At 48.8% G+C, this 18097-nt stretch carries 9 protein-coding genes and 5 pseudogenes; 7 read left to right on the top strand and 7 right to left on the bottom strand.

All coding sequences use genetic code 11. The annotated features are described in order from the left end of the window. The first annotated feature begins 100 nt into the window (after window positions 1-100). A complete protein-coding gene (locus RT644_RS16110) occupies window positions 101-1294 on the top strand; it encodes an integrase arm-type DNA-binding domain-containing protein (protein ID WP_313627281.1) in 1194 nt (397 codons plus the stop codon). Window positions 1295-1834: 540 nt separating this feature from the next. Here RT644_RS16110 and RT644_RS16105 read toward each other — a convergent pair. Then, window positions 1835-3004: pseudogene (locus RT644_RS16105) on the bottom strand (IS3 family transposase). Window positions 3005-3260: 256 nt separating this feature from the next. Continuing rightward, window positions 3261-3927, bottom strand: a pseudogene (locus tag RT644_RS16100) (IS3 family transposase); the annotation flags it as partial. Here RT644_RS16100 and RT644_RS16095 point away from each other — a divergent pair. The 6 genes and pseudogenes from RT644_RS16095 to RT644_RS16070 form a co-directional block, all read left to right on the top strand. After that, a pseudogene (locus RT644_RS16095) lies at window positions 3922-4368 on the top strand (hypothetical protein); the annotation flags it as partial. The pseudogenes RT644_RS16100 and RT644_RS16095 overlap by 6 nt on opposite strands. Window positions 4369-4531: 163 nt before the next feature. Next, a complete protein-coding gene (locus RT644_RS16090) occupies window positions 4532-5455 on the top strand; it encodes a hypothetical protein (RefSeq protein WP_313627280.1) in 924 nt (307 codons plus the stop codon). Continuing rightward, entirely contained in the window at window positions 5455-5988 is a 534-nt protein-coding gene (locus tag RT644_RS16085; RefSeq protein ID WP_313627279.1) for a restriction endonuclease, read from the top strand. Before RT644_RS16090 ends, RT644_RS16085 begins: the two co-directional genes overlap by 1 nt. Before the next feature lie 84 nt (window positions 5989-6072). After that, entirely contained in the window at window positions 6073-6738 is a 666-nt protein-coding gene (locus RT644_RS16080; protein WP_197511271.1) for a hypothetical protein, read from the top strand. Window positions 6739-7167: 429 nt separating this feature from the next. Beyond that, a pseudogene (locus RT644_RS16075) lies at window positions 7168-7556 on the top strand (integrase core domain-containing protein); the annotation flags it as partial. Between the two features lie 17 nt (window positions 7557-7573). Further along, window positions 7574-7889, top strand: a pseudogene (locus RT644_RS16070) (inovirus-type Gp2 protein); the annotation flags it as partial. 231 nt (window positions 7890-8120) lie between these two features. Here the strand turns inward: RT644_RS16070 and RT644_RS16065 are convergent. Genes RT644_RS16065 through RT644_RS16045 form a run of 5 tightly spaced genes read right to left on the bottom strand, consistent with a single transcriptional unit; the run spans window position 8121 to window position 18071 of the window. Next, window positions 8121-8702: a 4Fe-4S single cluster domain-containing protein gene (locus RT644_RS16065; RefSeq protein WP_313627277.1), complete on the bottom strand. Its 582-nt coding sequence runs from the start codon at window positions 8700-8702 to the stop codon at window positions 8121-8123. Window positions 8703-8710: 8 nt separating this feature from the next. Continuing rightward, entirely contained in the window at window positions 8711-10567 is a 1857-nt protein-coding gene (locus RT644_RS16060; RefSeq protein WP_065370168.1) for an AAA family ATPase, read from the bottom strand. Next, window positions 10568-11713 carry a hypothetical protein gene (locus RT644_RS16055; protein WP_313627276.1) on the bottom strand — a complete coding sequence of 382 codons (1146 nt, stop codon included), beginning with the start codon at window positions 11711-11713 and terminating at the stop codon, window positions 10568-10570. It abuts the gene before it with no gap. Then, complete coding sequence (locus tag RT644_RS16050) at window positions 11710-14133, bottom strand: PIN domain-containing protein (protein WP_313627275.1); 2424 nt, start codon at window positions 14131-14133, stop codon at window positions 11710-11712. The genes RT644_RS16055 and RT644_RS16050 overlap by 4 nt, the downstream gene beginning before the upstream one ends. Continuing rightward, window positions 14133-18071, bottom strand: coding sequence for an AAA domain-containing protein (locus RT644_RS16045; protein WP_313627274.1), 3939 nt, complete (start codon window positions 18069-18071; stop codon window positions 14133-14135). Before RT644_RS16045 ends, RT644_RS16050 begins: the two co-directional genes overlap by 1 nt. Window positions 18072-18097: the final 26 nt, after the last annotated feature.

Genomic DNA, 18097 nt, shown 5'->3' with positions numbered 1-18097 from the left:
GAAGCGCAGTCTAAAATGAGTACATAGATGAGTACAATCCGTTTTCATTATCATTTTAGGTGAGTACAATAACGGTATAAGAAATAGTCAAGGACCCGCTATGCTCACTGATACGCAATGCCGCACTGCCAGGCCAAAAGAAAAACTCTATCGACTCAATGACTTTAATGGTCTCTACCTCGAAGTGAAACCCAATGGCAAAAAGGCATGGCGCTATCGATTTAAACTCAACGGAAAATCAAGCATGTTTGCGTTGGGTGAGTATCCAGCGATAAAGCTCGCCGAAGCTCGCGAGAAATGCGAGCAAGCGCGTAAGCAAGTCGCAGATGGAGTTAGCCCGACACAGGCTCGTCAGTTAGATAAGATCCGCAAGGTCTATGACGCTTCTAACACCTTTGAGCTGATCGCCAAAGAGTGGTTGCAGATGAAAGACTGGGCCGAAATTACCAAAACACGCCGACTGGATATGCTTAAACGTGTGGTTTTCCCCGCAATCGGTAAGCTCCCTGTCAGAGATATCACCCCACACCACATTCTTAAAATTCTTCAGGAAACCGCTAAACGCGGCGCTCCGACTGTTGCCGCTGAAGCCCGACGTACCATTTCATCGGTTTTCGAGTTGGCAGTAGCAACGCTTAGAGCTGACAGCGATCCTGTCTGGCCTGTACGCAAGGCGCTTCCGGCGAATAAGACACAGCACAAACAGGCATTGAACCCACAGCAAATCGGGAAGCTATTAAGCTGTTTGGATAACAGTCGCGGCTCATATCAGGTTAACTATTGCATGTGGCTAATGTGGTGGACGCTGGCGCGGCCAGCCGAAGCCACCGAGGCTGAATGGGCAGAATTCGATCTCGATAATGCGCTATGGACCATTCCGGCGACGCGCATGAAAGCTCGTAGGGAACATGTTATTCCCCTCCCCTCTCAAGCCGTCAACATGCTCAAAACACTACAGGGATTAACCGGGCATCGACAGCACCTTTTTCCGGGACGAGATAACCCACGTGGCCCGGTGACATCACACTCGCTGCGTCAGCTACTTAAAAACCTCGGCTGGAGCGGAACTTATAGTCCACATGCAACCAGAACTACAGGAAGTACCCGTTTAAACGAGATGGGCTATCGGCCTGATGCTATCGAGGCTCAGCTTGCGCACGCTGATACCAACAATGTTCGCCGCACTTACAACCATGCGACGTATCTTGATGAGCGTAAAGTGATGATGCAGGAATGGGCTGATAAGCTTGATGGATGGGTAAGCAGCACTGACATCAGTGTTGATGTTTCATAAACGCTGATGCATTGGTGTTTTATTATTGATTAACATAGATATTTATTGAAATTCAATTAAAACCTACAATTCAACCTATAGTATATGCAAACAGTGCATACGAGATGCCCATAGTTTTCGGGATCTTTATTCATGGCGCATCGCCAGATACTTACAAGCCCTATAAGAACCCCCTTCCCACTTAATGCCCTACAAAACATCTTTCTGTGTACAGCATGTAAGCTCTACGAACGTCTGCTGGGTGCCATGAACGGACCTTCATATCTTAATATTGATAGCCTTAAACCGCTTTGATAATCAAGACAGGCAATAGCGCTGAAACTCACCAAAGCCAACGTCGCTTGGGTTCTTGCCAGGCTCCCTGCCACAGGTCAAAACGAGTGAGTGGTTCAAGCTTTTTTTGAACGGCAACTTCGCCCGCGGATGAGAGACTTCGCTCTGAAATGGACACACCGAAAAGGCCTTCAGCGACCGGAAATATTTCACATTCTGATGTCAGCGATCCCAATGCTTTTTCTATCTTGTTACGTTCTGTAGTGGTCAACTAAAACTGGCCACCGCTTTAGAGTTTTTCCAGTATCGGTTTTCCGATTCGTTTGGGGGTAATCCACCGTTATAGTCATGCGGCCTTAGCGAGCTGTAATACCCGACGATATAGTCTGTGATCGCATGAGCAGCTTCGCTAAAGTTTATATAACCTGTCACTGGCACCCACTCGTTTTTCAGACTCCGGAAGAAGCGTTCCATCGGGCTGTTGTCCCTACAGTTTCCACGTCGGCTCATACTCTGCCTGATCCGGCAACGCCACAGTAACTGCCGGAACTACCTGCTTGTATAGTGGCTACCCTGGTCACTATGGAACATCACCCCGGCTGGTTTACCGCGAGATTCCCACGCCATTTCCAGCGCTTTGATGGTCAGCTTGCTGTCCGGTGAGAATGACATTGCCCAGCCCACCGGTTTCCTTGCGAACAGATCGAGAACAACAGCGAGGTAAGCCCAACGTTTACCTGTCCAGATATACGTCACATCGCCGCACCACACCTGATTCGGTTCTGTCACTGCAAACTGTCGCTCAAGGCGATTCGGGATAACGATGTGTTCATGACCACCACGTTTATACCGGTGGGTAGGCTGCTGACAACTCACCAGACCCAGTTCTTTCATGAGCCTTCCGGCAAGCCAGCGTCCCATTTTGAAGCCTCTCAGGGTTGCCATAATCGCGATACTTCTTGCGCCAGCAGAGCCATGGCTGATGTTATGCAGTTCCAGAACCTGACTGCGTAACACAGCTCGCCTGCCGTCTGGCTTTTCGGGGGTTTTCACCCAGTATTTGTAGCTGCTGCGATGAATCCCGAACACGTGGCAAAGTGTGACCACAGGATACTGCGCTCTGAGTTTCCCGATTAACGAGAACTGTTCAGGGAGTCTGACATCAAGAGCGCGGTAGCCTTTTTTAATATGTCGTTTTCCATTTCCATGCGTTGTAGCTTTTTCTTCAGCTCACGTATTTCAATCTGTTCCGGGGTTATAGGGGGAGGCTTCAGGTATTTTGCCCTGTCGTTCATCCCGTAACTGCTTTACCCATCGCGTCATGGTAGAAAGACCCACATCCATAGCGCTGGCCGCAGCTGCAACAGTGTAGTTCTGATCAAGGACCAGTTGAGCGGATTCGCGTTTAAACTCTGCGCTGAAATTTCTTTTTTTCATTGAGGCACCTGTAATGTTCTGAGGTGAGCATATCACCTCTGTTCAGGTGGCCAAATTCAGTAAACCACTACAATTCATTGCCTATTACGTACCGGGTACAGAAAACAGAGGATGGCAAAGGGCAGTTTTATATAAACGTATATGGCTTATGATAGTTAAACGGCAAAGGATACCAAGTAGCGTGGAGAGAGTTATCTTGGCATTTACCTATTGAACATGATTGGAGTGACCCCACAACCGTAGACAAATTCTGTCCTCACGACGAAGCCTGTTCGAAGGCCCCGGACTGACGCCGCCGGGATGACTGTGGAAACTGGCCCGATTATAGAAGACTTCAATGTAATCGAAGATATCCGGCCGGGCCAGATCCCGGATTTTATATATGCGTTTTCTGATCCGTTCTTTTTTCAGCAAACTGAAGAACGATTCGACCACCGCATTATCCCAGCAGTTGCCGCACCGGCTCATACTGGGTGCCAGATTATTGCCCGACAGAACCGTTGCTAGTCGTCGTTGCCATACTGACTGCCCTAGTCTGAGTGCTCGATGACCTCGCCGTCCGGTTTTCGCTGCCAGACGGCCATCATAAGCGCGTCGAGCGCCAGTTAGCGTGAGAGAGTGGGTTTCATCGACCAGCCGACCACGTTACGGGCGAAGAGATCGATAACCACCGCCAGATACAACCATCCCTGCCAAGTGCAGATATAAGTAATCGGTGACCCAGACCTGATTGGCCAGGGTTACAGTAAACTGCCGCTGCACGCGATTTGGGTCAACACGGAAGGTCTGCCGGCGATACGGCGTGGTGCCTTATAGCCGCGCACGGCTTTGATCCGGTTCAGTTGCATAATACAACCCACCCGGTTTTTGCCGCAGCTTTCCCCGATTTCGTTCAGATCGCCGCGAACCCGCCGGAATCCATACTGAAAACACCGCGCATCATTTCAGAAGGAGGTTAGGTATTTGAATCCCTCAGCAAACCGGATTTTCCCGTCACTGGTGATGCCATAACCCGCGCGCTTGAACGTTTGAGAATAAAATATATGGCAGAAGCAGCCCCCTTCTCACCACACGACCTACGCCGCAGTGTTACAACTGGTTGTGCTGAGTATCTGGACGCACCTGAATGGTTGATTGAGCTACTGCTGAACCATGTTCCCAAGGACCGACTGATCAGAACCTATCAACTCGGTCAGATGCTACGAAATATATTTCTGAAATGGGTGGATTTTATTGAGTATGAAATCATCCAATCCGGCAAAGACGCCCCTGATAATGTTGTTGAGTTTAGTTTTGGCAGGAAAAGATCATCCATTGCATACAGCTGTGTGCTCCGCGAGATAGGATTAGTATACTTTCAATGATGTTGATAACAGTTTTACCTTTGACCCATTTTAAGTTAATGTAAATCAAATTAACCTTATGCAAGTTGAATGATTGTATTGATAGCAGCGCACTGTTAAAAAACAGTGCTAGTAATTCACCTAATGTCATATTATATGACCATATAAATACAGTAGGAACATCGTGAAGAGAATAGGATTTATAACTGATGATATCGACATTCAAGAACCGATATCTAAAATACTTGACAAATTTAATAAACAGGAAAAAATTCACGTTGAAACAATAAATAGGCTAAACCCTGAACTGCCAACAATAAATAAAATTCAATCTCTGTTTGACATGTGTGATGTAATTGTCTTTTATATATCCAGAGGGAATCCAAATATTTATTTTGAAATTGGCTTAGCACAAGGCGCAAAGAAAGAAGTGATAATTATTTCTCAATCACATAGTCTAATCCCCTTTGATCTTTCCCATCAAAAGTGCATAGTAGCCGATAGTGGTAACTTTGAACATATAGCTTATGAAGTATTTCGGGCTGTAGAACAAAGCTCAGGAACAAAAAATTCACACAAGTCTAAAACCACCACCTTTAACATGCTTGATTCTTATTTTAATAATTATTCTCCAGACGTTAAATATAGAGATTTATACGCATTCAATGGACCAAAACGGCATAATTTATTTGAGAGATGGTTCTACGGACTAGCGAAAAATATCATTCAATGGCAGGTAATGGAATCTGAAAAGGTAAAGTCTCGAGACTCCTTTGATTTTATGATATGGAATTCATCAGATGACCCAGAATTACAATCACTAGGAAACCCCATACCTGTTGAATTAAAAGCTCTTAATTCCATGAATACTCAACAATGGAATTATTTAGCTGAAAAAATAAAGAGACAGGGGCTACGAAGCTTATTATTGCTAACAACAGCAAAAAATAGAAAAAACTCCAGAACATTTGCTAGAAAGTTAAAGAATGACTATGGAATAATACTAATTTCTTTAGACAGGGACGATCTTATTGATATAGATAACCCAAAAGATCTGTATCTTTCTATAAAAAGACAATTACTTAATATAGTATATGGGGGTGACTGATGTTTAATGCACCCACCTTTCTATCACATATTCTAGCTGTAGATAACGCCGTAACAAATCAAGATAAGGGAAGCTCTTTAGAATCATTATCCCGCTACTTGTTTAATTGCATTGACGGAATCGAAGTTAGAGAGGTCAACATTAATGCTCCTGCTGAGGAAGTAGACCTTTTACTATGGAATGCGAAAACTACTCAAGTTTTTGAACCATGGGATAATCTGATATCTATTGAATGTAAAAATTGGTCACGTCCTGCTGGCGCTACTCTAATTGATAGTTTTGCAGCTAAAATACGTATGAAACACCTAACAACAGGTATTTTTGTAGCAGCTAATGGTGTAACTGGTGATTTTGTCAATGGAAATAACGAAGAAAGAGGCGCGGTTTATCGCCTACACGAACATCTTACAAGAGACGGTATCCGAATCGTTGTTGTAAGGATGGATGACCTTAGAGCATTAAGCAATATTAATGATTTTTTGGAAATCATAAAAGATCGCTATTGTAAAATTTATATGCACCGAGTCTTTTAATTCATCTTATTAGTAGGATGAAACTATTTAACAAATTACCAAGTGGCCTACAAAAAAAATAAATTGCACATGGGGGAGAATTATATGCAACAAGACGAATACGACACTAAATTTCAGACTGGAGACAAAGATTCAAAATTGCTAAAAGCTGCTTTTGAGCAAGTCTCAGATATCCGAAAATTTGAAATTGAACTTTATTGGAAAAGAGCCACTTATTTTTGGGCATTAATAGCAGTTGCTTTTGCAGGATACTTTTCCATTCTTGCTTCAGAACACATTCCTAATAAATTTTTCTTATCATTTATTGTTTCTTGTATCGGACTTGTGTTTACCTTTGCATGGTTCATTGCCAGTAGGGGAAGCAAATATTGGCAAGAAAATTGGGAGAATCACCTGGATCTATTAGAAGATAAAATAACTGGTCCTCTTTATAAAACATTATTAGAAAGACCTCAGCATGAAAACATCATGGATAAACTTATAACTGGACCTTTGAGTATATCTGTTTCAAAAGTAAATCAATGGGTTAGTATCTTTATAGTTTTCACGTGGATTTTGCTTATGATATATTCATCTTATAGCTCCCTGAATCATTTAAAATTATCATCAGAGCAATGGTTAATTTTTGGAGTTCATTTATTTGTTTTGCTTTTTACATTACTATCTTGTTTTATGATGTTTAGTTTTGGAAAAACCCATAAAGGAAAACATTCACCCATCGTAGTGATGCGCGAAACAAAAGTTCAATAGTGTGAACAATATAAAACTATTATAATGCACAAATGTTTTCTTAAATTTGTGCATTATTTACTTGGTAAATAAAACTCAACCTGAGTTAAATAGACACCAACTCATAAAGTATCATAGATATATTCAACAACGACAAATGGCACAGCAAAGGTGTTATATGACTAAACACCAATGCGCGAATAACTAATTTTTATCATGTTGTCGTTAGATGCCACAGCAGAAAAGTAATAATCACTACCAGATGATGCTTCTACCGTATGGAAAAAATATCACGCTGGAACCTGATGCTCTACCGTATTCATATTCAAAAACAGCGGTTTTATCAGATTCAATAAGCAAGGCATTCGCATAAAGATTTGCTGTCATTTGATAAACTGTATAATACACAACCCAATTGAAATAAACGTGAACCAATACTTTACCCGAAGTGTAAGTATCCCGACACAGCGGGTGGTCAGGGTGTTGGACAAGATCGTGGCAAACCGGGCTATCCGCTGAAACTGAGAATGGACAACGGCACGGAACTCATCTCGCTGACTCTGGCGCCGTGGGCAGAAGAACATTGTGTGGCACTGGAATTTATTAAACCAGGCAAGCCAACACAGAATGCGTTTATCGAACGTTTTAACCGGACCTACCGGACATAAATTCTGGATTTTTATCTGTTCAGCACCCTTAATGAAGCACGGGAAATTACGGAGCGCTGGCTGGTGGAATATACCTGCGAGCGGCCGCATGAATCCCTGAATAACCTGACGCCGGAAGAGTACCGGCTGATGGCTGAAAAACCGGGAATTTCAAAAAGTGTGTGGAACTAAAACGTGTGTGCTTACCTTCTGAAGGAGGAAAATGCCATTTTCAATTTGTCTTTTTTTAATAAAGATGCTTATTATCACTTGGGAGATTATGAAACTGAAAGTAATCTACGAATGATGATTGTAAGAGCATGGTATAGCGCACAAGGATTGGAGTTGGATGATTATCCGGGATTAATTTACTACCCTGAAAATTGTCGCTATATATTGGATATCAATGATTTTAATTTTGAAGCGGAATACAACAATTTATTGAATCATCTCGATTACCTAGCCAAACTCGATACAAAATTTTTTGGAGATGGGGACCATAACTTCGGCTGTAGTCGGGGGTGATTTATTTTTTACAGAACAGGCCGTTTTTATGGAGGAAAGGCCTGATTTGTTTGTATTCAAGTAACGGTAACTTTTTAATGCTTAGAACCCCTTCCCGTTAGGCGTTCTACCCTACCAACGCCCCGCAAGCGTCATAATGGGTCTGACCGCATCCGAAGCCTTAAACTATAGCATTAAGGCGCCGCGATCTGATTGTATAGTTTGTCCCGGACTTATTCGAACCTACGGCAGTCATTTAATAGCATAAGGCCAGCCGTTGACCACAATGCGGCCATCATCGCTGATCCGCCATTCCATGGCGCGGTCTGGCAGGGTTGAGCCTTCTATCGACTCGTTGTACCTGTTGGTTAAATAGTGAAACTGCTGGTTCGTAGAACCGACCCAGTTACGTGTCCGATCGGGGCTGGATGCCTGATAGGGGCCATCAACTAGCACGTCCGTCCATTTCAGCAATGCCTGCGTGCCGTGCAGATTGAGTTCATTTAGTTCACCCATCGTGTAGCCAGTGAATACCATCACCGAAAGCCCGGCGTGTGAGACACCTTCAGCCACAGCTGCCAGCCCTTGCGCCTGGAGGAAAGGTTCTCCTCCCAAAAAGGTTACCCCTTCTAGCCCCCATTCTTCATGGGCTGCGAGCAAACGATCAATCATAGTATTCGCGTGAATAATTTCACGCTCAATGATTTTCAGGTAGCCGGGATTGCAGCACCCGACACAGCGTTTGTCGCAGCCCTGTACCCACAGCGCTGCGCGTTTTCCCGGCCCTTCAACTTCGGTGCAGGGGAGCCATGAAGCCAGATTCAGCCAGTTCATCGGATGCCTTACTCCAGATCGAAGTCAAAATTGGGTTTGGTCCCCCCCTGAACAACCTTTATTGCACGACCTAGGGAGTGCTCAGGTGAACCAACCTCTTCAAACAGGAACCGGGACAACGGATCAAACAGATAGCGGATTAAAACATTGAGCACACCGCGCCCGCCGCTGCTGCGATCAACCATGTTAACGATCGATCTAAGCGCTTTCGTCTCATCCTCGAAGTGCATTCCCGTTACGCCCCATTTCTCGTTAAGGCGATAGCGGAGCGGTTCCAGTTTCGATCGTGCGATATCAATCAGGAAATTTTCATCTGTCATAAAGTTAAACGGTATAATATTTCCCTCACCGATACGCCCAAGCAATTCTGGCCGATTCAGTTCACTGACAAAATGATTACGTACTTCCTCAATAAAAGCCCCTTTGACATCCGGATTGTCCACCGCTATTTGCGCCGCCCCAATGTTTGACGTAAAGACTATAACGGTATCAGAAAATTGAACCGTATCGCCCTTACCGTCAGTCAGCCTTCCGTCTTCCAGAATTTGCAGGAATTTGTCGAGTATTCGGGGATGTGCTTTTTCAATTTCATCAAACAGCAACAAAGAGAACGGCCGTTTTTTTACCGCGTTGGTTAATTGGCCACCCTCTTCGTAACCCACGTAGCCAGGAGGTGCACCAACCAGTCGCTGGTCGGCGTGTTCATGGTTGAACTCCGACATATCGAAGCGCTGGCAAGCCTCATCGTCGCCAAACAAAAACTGGGCGAGGGCTTTTGCCAGCTCCGTTTTCCCCACACCGGTTGGGCCGACAAAAAATAAAACGCCTTTTGGGGTTCTTTGTTTGCTGGAATGCTGTAAACCGGATAAGCCGGTATACGCGCGAATCAGGATTTGGTTAACGACTGCCAGAGCCTGATCTTGTCCTTTCACGCGCACCTTCAACGTTTCGATCGCTTTGCTCAGTTTGTCGCGGTTCAGCTCTTCCCACGGGCTTTTTTTCTCACCATAGCGGTACATGCTGACCAGCGATTCGGCGCTCATTTTTTGCGGAAGTTGTCGGGAGAGTTTCGCAATATTGTGAATATCACGCAGCGTAAGCCCTTCCAGCGAATCCACAAGATCCGCAAGCACCCGGCTCTTATTCAGTATTGGGGTGTTAAGGATGAGGACGTTATTAAGACTCAGCACGGCGTTTTCCCGCGTGGTGCGGGACGGAAGCGGCACATTGATTTCTTTGAACAGCGGGTTATGCAGGTATAACGACGGCGGCAATACCGATAAGCCCTGACACAAAAAAACCATCAACGTTTGCGGCTTATCGATATCCGCAGCGTTGAGCGCTAGCTGCGCGTCACGCGCGGCTTTACCCATCATCAGTAGCAAGCCCCGTTCCGCTTCACTCAGCGCGTTGGCTTGCCCAAACAACAGGTGAGACCAGTCCAGCACGAAGGCAATACGATCGGGGCCAGAAGACTTCATCAGTCGGGCGACGACTGTGAGAAAGTCATGTGGATTCACCTCTAATGCATGGCTGGTTTGTGTGGTCCGTGCTGTCGGCAACGGCGTGCCCATATCATATTCGTCGCCTTCTACTGGTGAGGAAGCGGGCGTCGCGGCGCTCATCAGATCGGTCCATTCCCGGGCATTGACACCTGATACGCCAGAGACACGATCCCAGCGGATAACATGCCGGTAACCGCGCTCTTTGAGTAGGGCATCGATGGTTTCCGGTATGCTTCTCCACTGGTCAGTAGCGGATTCGTCGTAGACCACATCGACAATGTTGCCGTGCAGGATGATCCCTCGCCGGATCCCGCATTCGCGGCGGAAATTTTCTTGCCAGGATTGTTGTCCGGAGCTCATTTATTTCTCCCTTGTCATTCCGGGTTGTGGTCTGGCGTCGCTGTCCTTGTCGTCCGGGTTTTCCCAAACGACTCGTTCTGTGGACAACTGAATGCCATAAATGGATTGCAGTCGTGGAAGGACCGTATCGATATCTTTTTTGCAGGCAGAACCCTGGTAATGGTCAAACTTGTAATTCAGTTTTCCGCTGAGCTCTATTTTAAATTCCGCTTGTGCGCCCGCAGGTCTCATCGCGCGGATAACCACTTCGTTGCTGTCATCTTTGTTCACCAGACGCGGTTTTTCCATTACAAACCCAGCGTCCTCAAGCGAACGATAAACCGCCTGCACGACTTCACGGCGGCAACTTTCATCCACCACCACTGTATCGAGTTCGCTGGTGACTTCAACCATTCTGCGGGAGAGTTCCTCTGGCGACAGCGAGCTTGCCGTATCAAGAGTTGCGGCCAATGCTGCTGCGTGTTCGGGAGCCTGACGGCTCGCTGCGGCAATCTGCTCACGGCATAATTGCAGCGAATCCTCGGTTGTACTGGCCACCGCCGTTTGATACTCCTGCGCTCTTCTTTCCTGAGAACGCTGTTCGTATTCGTGCTTAATGTTGCCTAATTCAGCCCGCAGTTGTTCAACTGTGGTGTGGTGATTGGAGTCGAGGAGATGACGACGAAGCTCCGCCAGCGCTTTGAAGGCTAATTGCCTGGCCAGCGGATCGTCCCAGTTTGTCAGTTCGTTCTGCCAGACGGTTTCCACTTCTTCGCGGGCTTTGGTTTCTTGCTCAACCCTTTGCCGAACGGCTTCCCGCGCCTCTTCCTGGGCAACGTGCTCCGCCGCTCGCTCTGCTTCAACAACAGCCTGGCGCATTGCTCTGGCGTGTCTGGGTAAAGCATGTACCTGCTGGCCTAGGGCAATACTCCGGTCGCGCGCGGTGGCCGGATCGGAATCAACAAGCCATTTCAGAGTCTCCAGTTCGCGTTGCAGTGTGGAAAATTCAGCCTGCACATACTTGCTGATCCCTTGGTTTTGTACGTCATTCAAGATGTTGCGATAGCGGTCGAGATACACCCGCGTTGTCTCGCTGACCCGCTGGTTAAAAAGCTCCTGACGCCGCTGACGCTCAATCTGGTAGCGTGCCTGCTCATGTCTGCTCATTTCACTATTCCTCCCGTATTGCGCGGCCTGGTCTTGCCGCGCGACATCTCTTTATATTCGCTGGGCAGAATCGCCGTAATATTTTCAGCGCGTGCTATGTTGCGGAAACTCTTATCAGCGGTCACCAGGATGACATCGCTAAGCCGCAGGTATAGCGCCACCGACAGGATACGATTATCGGACGTCGGTTCGAGGTCAGCAGGTAGAAGCTCCATAACTTCGGATTCGTAACGAACGATTTTGTTTACCTGTTCCAGCGTCCGAATCGCCTCCCGTGCTTGTCGGGCTTTGTTAGGGTTGTCTGATGTTTTGAGATGATCCAGCTCCTGATGAACGCGCCTGGCGATGACTGGCGTGTCATTCTGCTGCAAACACGAGGGCAGATTGGGGGACTCTATTAATGCGCTGGTATCAAAGATGACAAACCGTTTGCCGGGCGCTTCGGGATGGGCGAGCTTTTGCGTTGCCAGTTCCCGCCAAGCCTGAACTTGCGTATCGAATGCATCGATACGCGAAAAGGAGGCGGACGTTACGGCCGCACGTAATGTACCGAGTGCTGCAACAGCGTTCTGCCACTGTGTCACGCTTGTCAGTGCCGATGTTTTCACGCTTTTAAGGCTTAAATTGCCCGTAGCGGCATCCGTCAGGGATTTCATTCCCACGTTGCGTAACACGTCTTGCTGCGCATTTCTGAGTGTTGTTAGCGACTGGGCAAAGGCATGAGGCTCATGCAAAGTGAGCGGCGCATCCGTTAATACCTCTGCCAGCCATATTTGCAGCAGCGTGCTGCTGAAAAGGGAATTCGGCAGAACCGATGTCGGGCCAACGGCCTTACGCAGTTGTTCGAGCGAGGCCACATCAGTAAGCGGACTGCAGTGATCCAGCAAGAGCGCGGAAAAATCACTGCTATGGTCAGGAACCAACTGATTCAGAACGGTGAGGTAATGGATCGCTTCATCAGGTTGGATCGGGGTTTGCAAACGTGTCACTCCGGCCATCATCAGAGCTTTAAGCGCGTTAAGCCAGTATGGTTGCCACTGTGCTCGCGAGTGGGGGGTCAACCTCTCCAGCGTCGCCGCGAATTCGCTCGCGTCGGCAAGCCATTCCGCAACAGGACGCACCTCATTTCTGGATTGCCAGTGGGTAATCGTCTCCTGCGGAGTAAGCCAAAGCGAAGTGAGGGCGTGCGCTGTGGCACTGTGCGTGGCATTCAGACCGGATTGTAATTCCGCTTGTAGTCGTTGCCAGATTTCGGCACTGATGGTGCTGTCCGCAGTGAGGCTGAGCGCGGCACGCTGCGCTTGCCCTCGCCAAAAGACGTTGCCCCATCCGGAAAAATGCGCCTGCGGTGCGCCGTCCTTTTTCAGGATACGCAGAGTAGCCAGTCCTGCAGGTAAACCTTCAGGCACTGTCATTTCGAGCCACAGACTTCCCTTTTTGCTGTCAAGCTGGCGGATTTCAGGTTCGGCGTTCCTGAGCAGAATTGTCATGCCCAGTATGGAACTCTTCTTACCGTGCAGCAGGATCAGATTTTCACCGAAGTAGTTATCTTTTTCTGCATCATTTGTGATGACGTGCAGCAGGGTGGCGGAAGGATCCGTTGTGCTGTCTGCTGCGCGACTTAACGGCGCTATCTCTCTTGCATGGCGAATACTCTCATCGCTGAGTCTGGGCCAGTTTGCCGCAGGTTCGCTCGTCAGGATCGGCTGCAAAATGTGCTGCCACACGATATCTGCAGCGGCCATTTGCAGCCATTGTTCAAAGTTGGCAGAGCCGGGCGCTTTAACGGAAAGGACGCCGGACCCATCACACTCAATGGTGATTTGGTGCTGCTCCCACACTACGCCAGCTACGCTGGACTGAACGGAGTGAATCTCTGTATTCGCTGTTTTCCACGGATGGCGCTCTTTTTCTAACTCTTGTCGTATCCACGAGGAACAATCCTGCGGTTCAAGCACGTCCTTGCTGATAAATACTGTGCTGGTGGGCGTGCCAGGCAGATTGCTGGCGCGCAATGGCTGAACGGTATTTGATAAAGGCAAAAACAGGTGCTGGACCTTGGTTTGTTGCTGGCGCCCAGGTAACCGTTCGCGAGCAAGAAAGTTGAGCCCCTCAGGGGTTAATGATATGTCGGCCAGACGAAGCGACATATAGTTCTCTGATGCCGGACAGGCCAGCACGCCAAGGTAAATCAGATCCTCGACGCAAGGGCCGACCAGCGCGCTGGCCGATGTGACGCCCAGTTGCTGCTCGAAAATCTGCACCAGCGTCAATTGCGCAATTTCCGGCGTTTTCCGGTAGCTTTTACACAGTCTCATCAGCATACGCTCAAAGACCGTGGGGGTTCGTATGGTCTGGTAGATCACCAGAGTTTCAATTTTGTACTGAGGTACACTGACAGCAAAAGATCCTAACTTCATCACTTATTCCCTCTGTGACGCATGCCGGATGACGGTGGAGAGTTACGCTTACTCTGCGGTGTATTTCGCATTAGGCGACTCGCCGGAATCAACTGAGCATTTCTGTCCAGTTGATCCAAAATATCTTTATAGACCTTGCGGGTTGTTACACCCTCGCTGTCCATATGTGGAAGCGTGACGTCATAGGACTCGTACATATTTCGTGCGCCAAACACAATCAGCAGCTCTTGCGCGCGTGAGAAGGCGACGTTGATAAATTCGTAACGCGCGACGTTGGCGCGGCTGGAGCGGCGTCTTACCTTCCCGCCATGGCTTTGGGTATCCACACCATCATTGCGCACGAGGCTGACGAGAATGGTAGGTTTCTCCTTGCCCTGATAGCGGATAACGGTATTGATCTCGACATCCAGACAGTCAAAACGTCCGTTAGGTTTAACCTCGCGGATAGCCTCGCGAATCAACCGACATTGACGGGCATAGAAAGAGACGACACCCACTTGGTAGCGTTTTTGCGCTGAATAGCCAAGGCTGGCGCACTGTTTATCAATCTGTAACAGCGTGTGAGCAATAAGCTGTGCTTCCAGCCAGTTGCTGCGCGCGGGTTTACCGCTAGCGTCCACATCTTCTTTATGAAGTTGGCCTTGCAGGTCACGGGATGTATCTACCCACAGCACATGGTCGCCCTCAGTTACCGCTTTTTCTTCCCGTGGGATGGTTGAAGGCGAGCGCTGGATATCTTTGACTACCCGCTCTCCGGCACTATTTCGTGCAGGCTCCACGATGGTGTTGCCGTCGGTATCGACCAGCACCAGACCGTGGTTTCTATCGTAATTGGGGAACTCCAATCCACAGCTCAGGCGGCGTTCATAGAAATGGTTCACCATCGCCATGATTTGTGGGTGCATTCGAAACTGTATTTCCAGACGCGCTTTGATCGCATCATCAGCCGTTTCGAAGTGGGATTTGAATAATGATGCCGTCACCATTTTTTCAAACCGCTGAAGGTTATGCCGGGTCAGCGATGTTCGGGTATTCTGCCCGTCTTCGTCCGCTTCATCGACGGCATCGCTAAAGGTTTGCGCATCGGCGCCTTCCTGAAACAGCGGCGGTAATTGCCGGTGATCGCCCACCAGGATTGAACGGCGCGCACGCATCAACGGCAGTAACATTTCCAACGGCGTTGCTTTGCTGACTTCATCGATAATGGCGACATCAAAACTGACCTGGCCCGATTCTTCTAATGTTTGTTCACGCTCGTTACAGGTAATCGCAACCAAGTTGCATTCAGCCACAAACGTTTCTTTAAAGTGATGCCAGTCGTTTTGGTACGAAACCTGACGGCGTAGTTCGTTGCTCCAGTCCTGCAACAACGGCTCCCAGACCTCCTGAACCACCTGCTGTTCCGCAAGGCGCAACGTCAGCGTACCGATCATTTCTTCGCAGGACGCCATCTCTTGCGCAAAACGCACGCTTATCTCCGCAGAGATTGAATCAGGCAACGTTGCCAGCGAGACACGCCGGGCCAACCACTCCGCCTGCTGGCTAATGCAGTCTTCCAGAGCCTGGCGAATCTGTGGTTCCCGCTGTTGCAGATGGGTGGTTTCTTGCTCGCATTGACGCCACTCAGATTCATCGATATCCGGCACGTGAGAAAGCGCAATAAGTTCGTCAGTCTGAGCCAGAAGTCGTGCTGATTCCCGTTCAATCACGGCGCTGCTCGCCACTAGGGCGGCAACGCGCGCCGCCAGTTTCTTACCCGTCAGCTCTGCGTTTTCAATCGACTGACACCAGGATTCCGGGTCAAGGAACATGTTGCCGTACAGCTCCGGATTTAAGCCACCGGCAGAACTGTCGCGAAGCTGTTTAATCTCCTGTCGTTTGGCTTTCCATACCGGAAACAGACTTTCATCGTCGTCAAGTTTATCGGCAAGTGCTCGCTCTTCGGCCTCCAATTCGGCAAGGTGAATGGCCCGATCCGGGATTTGTAGTGCAGACGGCCCAGTGGCCCGCAAGCGGGCCACATCATTTTCCAGATCGGTGCGGTGCGCCCACAACCTGTGCCAGAATCGCAACAACCCGGACAGCATCTGGGGTTGTTGCGATGGTACGGCGGTCCAGTCGGCAACGGAGACGGGAAGTTTCACCTGCGCGCTGGCAAGATCGAACAATGCAGATGCTAGCGCGGAGGCGGCGGGTTCCGGTAGCGGGCAACGCTCAGGGATCGTTTCCTCATTCTGTTCGAGGAATGCCTTCAGCGCCAGTAACCGGGTTTGCCGCTGTTTCGCATCTGCGTGTTTTTGCCCCTGCTCCTGCAATTTCCGCCACGCCAGAGTTCTGTTTTGTTCTGCCTTCTTTAGCGCATGTTCATGCGCGGTAAGCGCCTGCCCGGCGTGTTCTGCGTCACGGCGTAAAAACTCCGCCTGATTGAGCCACGATTGCAGTTGGTTGAGCTGATCTTTTGTCTCACGCCAGGGCGTCAGAAAGCGTTTCTCTACATCCTCAGCCAGCGAGGTGTAGTAGCGGGATAAGGAGGTTTCCTGTACGAACGCTTTGCCCTCGCCGGAAATTTTGCTCAAATCACGTGCGAGACGAATAACCCGCAAATCCGGGTGTTTGCCCAGACGTTCCAGCGCGTTATCGACCGCCGTATGCGCCTGGCTAGCCAGCAGAACCCGCTCCCCTTTACGCGCCAGTTGCATTATGGCTTCTGCAATCACCGTTGTTTTCCCCGTGCCAGGCGGTCCCTGAATCAGGCAGAGATCCGGCGCCGTGAGGATTTTGTTGACGGCCTCTTGCTGGAGAATGTTCAGATCCTCGCGAAACCAATCGGTGATGGGTTCGAACGTGGTGGGGCTTTTGGCCTGGCGCGCATCAAAGAGATAGGATGAGAGATAAGGGGCGTAACCACCCTGATCTTGCAGGCGTTTGAGTGCCTGCTCGTGACGGCGGATCAAGGCTAAATCGCCCGCCGCCGACACCGAAAGAAAACCTTTTTCAGGGATCCTGGCCAGTAAACTGTCGCGGGCGCTTTCATGATCTTCTGCCGTCGAAAGTTGATTCTGGTCATCCTCTGACAGGTTGACAAACACATCGACAAGACACGGTATGGGCCACGGACACCCCTGGGGGATGCTCCTGTTTGGCACAAGCGTTGGCCTGACCTCCGGTTGCCCGAGTTCAATCCCTTTTGGTGTACGTTTGGCGCTGTCTTTATCACTGATTCGAAACAGCCACTCATCTTCAGAAACTGCAGGATCAAACGCCACTACATCCTGGCGCGACAAGGCACGCAGCACGTCACGGATATATTGTTCGCTTTCACCAACGACCTGGAAAACCAATTTGTCTTCCTGCCATCCACGTTTTGTAAAATGCAATCCACGGGTTTTTTCGGAAACCAGCTTGCGTTTCCATTCCAGAAACTCGCGCCAGTCAACCAGTTTACTTCGTGTGTTGGCGGAGATTGGCGGTAGCTCGTGGGCTAACTCCCGGCTCAGCGCATTATCGGTTCTTTTGATTCGAGGCTGTAAGGCGGGGTTATCCTGATAAACCACCACGGGAAGACTTTTTTCATAGACCTGTGCAGGCGCATCTGCAACCTCGAAAATATCCTGAATCTTGAAAAAAGGCGCACCGGTTTTCCAGAAACCTTTTGCAACCAGTGAGCAACCTGGCGGGAACGGCCAAGGTTGCCCCGGACCGAGCACAGGACGAAAGGCTAAATCCAAATTCTCTTCCGGCCGCTCATCAATGCTGAGGTTGGAGATGAGGTACTCCATCGGCATGCCGTGGGGAAACAAAAAATTGAGGGTATTTTCAATTTTATCTCCGTCACGCAGCAACGCTTTAAAATCTGGATGTCGCCGCGCCAGGTTGTCGATTGTTCGTATGAGGTTATTGCGGTTTTTATCGTCAACCCAAATGTAAAGATTGGACATATTTTAAGGTATCCACATCCGAAAGT

The organism is Kosakonia sp. (genome assembly GCF_032104925.1).
Classification (GTDB): domain Bacteria; phylum Pseudomonadota; class Gammaproteobacteria; order Enterobacterales; family Enterobacteriaceae; genus Kosakonia.
The sequence above is the reverse complement of the archived record's forward strand: the minus strand, read 5'-3'. Positions and strand labels throughout refer to the sequence as shown.

Excerpts from the sequence above, each read along its gene's own strand:
- RT644_RS16110 (WP_313627281.1), top strand. The coding sequence starts at position 101 with ATGCTCACTGATACGCAATGCCGCACTGCCAGGCCAAAAGAAAAACTC.
- RT644_RS16085 (WP_313627279.1), top strand. The coding sequence starts at position 5,455 with ATGTTTAATGCACCCACCTTTCTATCACATATTCTAGCTGTAGATAAC.
- RT644_RS16080 (WP_197511271.1), top strand. The coding sequence starts at position 6,073 with ATGCAACAAGACGAATACGACACTAAATTTCAGACTGGAGACAAAGAT.
- RT644_RS16065 (WP_313627277.1), bottom strand. The coding sequence starts at position 8,702 with ATGAACTGGCTGAATCTGGCTTCATGGCTCCCCTGCACCGAAGTTGAA.
- RT644_RS16060 (WP_065370168.1), bottom strand. The coding sequence starts at position 10,567 with ATGAGCTCCGGACAACAATCCTGGCAAGAAAATTTCCGCCGCGAATGC.
- RT644_RS16055 (WP_313627276.1), bottom strand. The coding sequence starts at position 11,713 with ATGAGCAGACATGAGCAGGCACGCTACCAGATTGAGCGTCAGCGGCGT.
- RT644_RS16050 (WP_313627275.1), bottom strand. The coding sequence starts at position 14,133 with ATGAAGTTAGGATCTTTTGCTGTCAGTGTACCTCAGTACAAAATTGAA.
- RT644_RS16045 (WP_313627274.1), bottom strand. The coding sequence starts at position 18,071 with ATGTCCAATCTTTACATTTGGGTTGACGATAAAAACCGCAATAACCTC.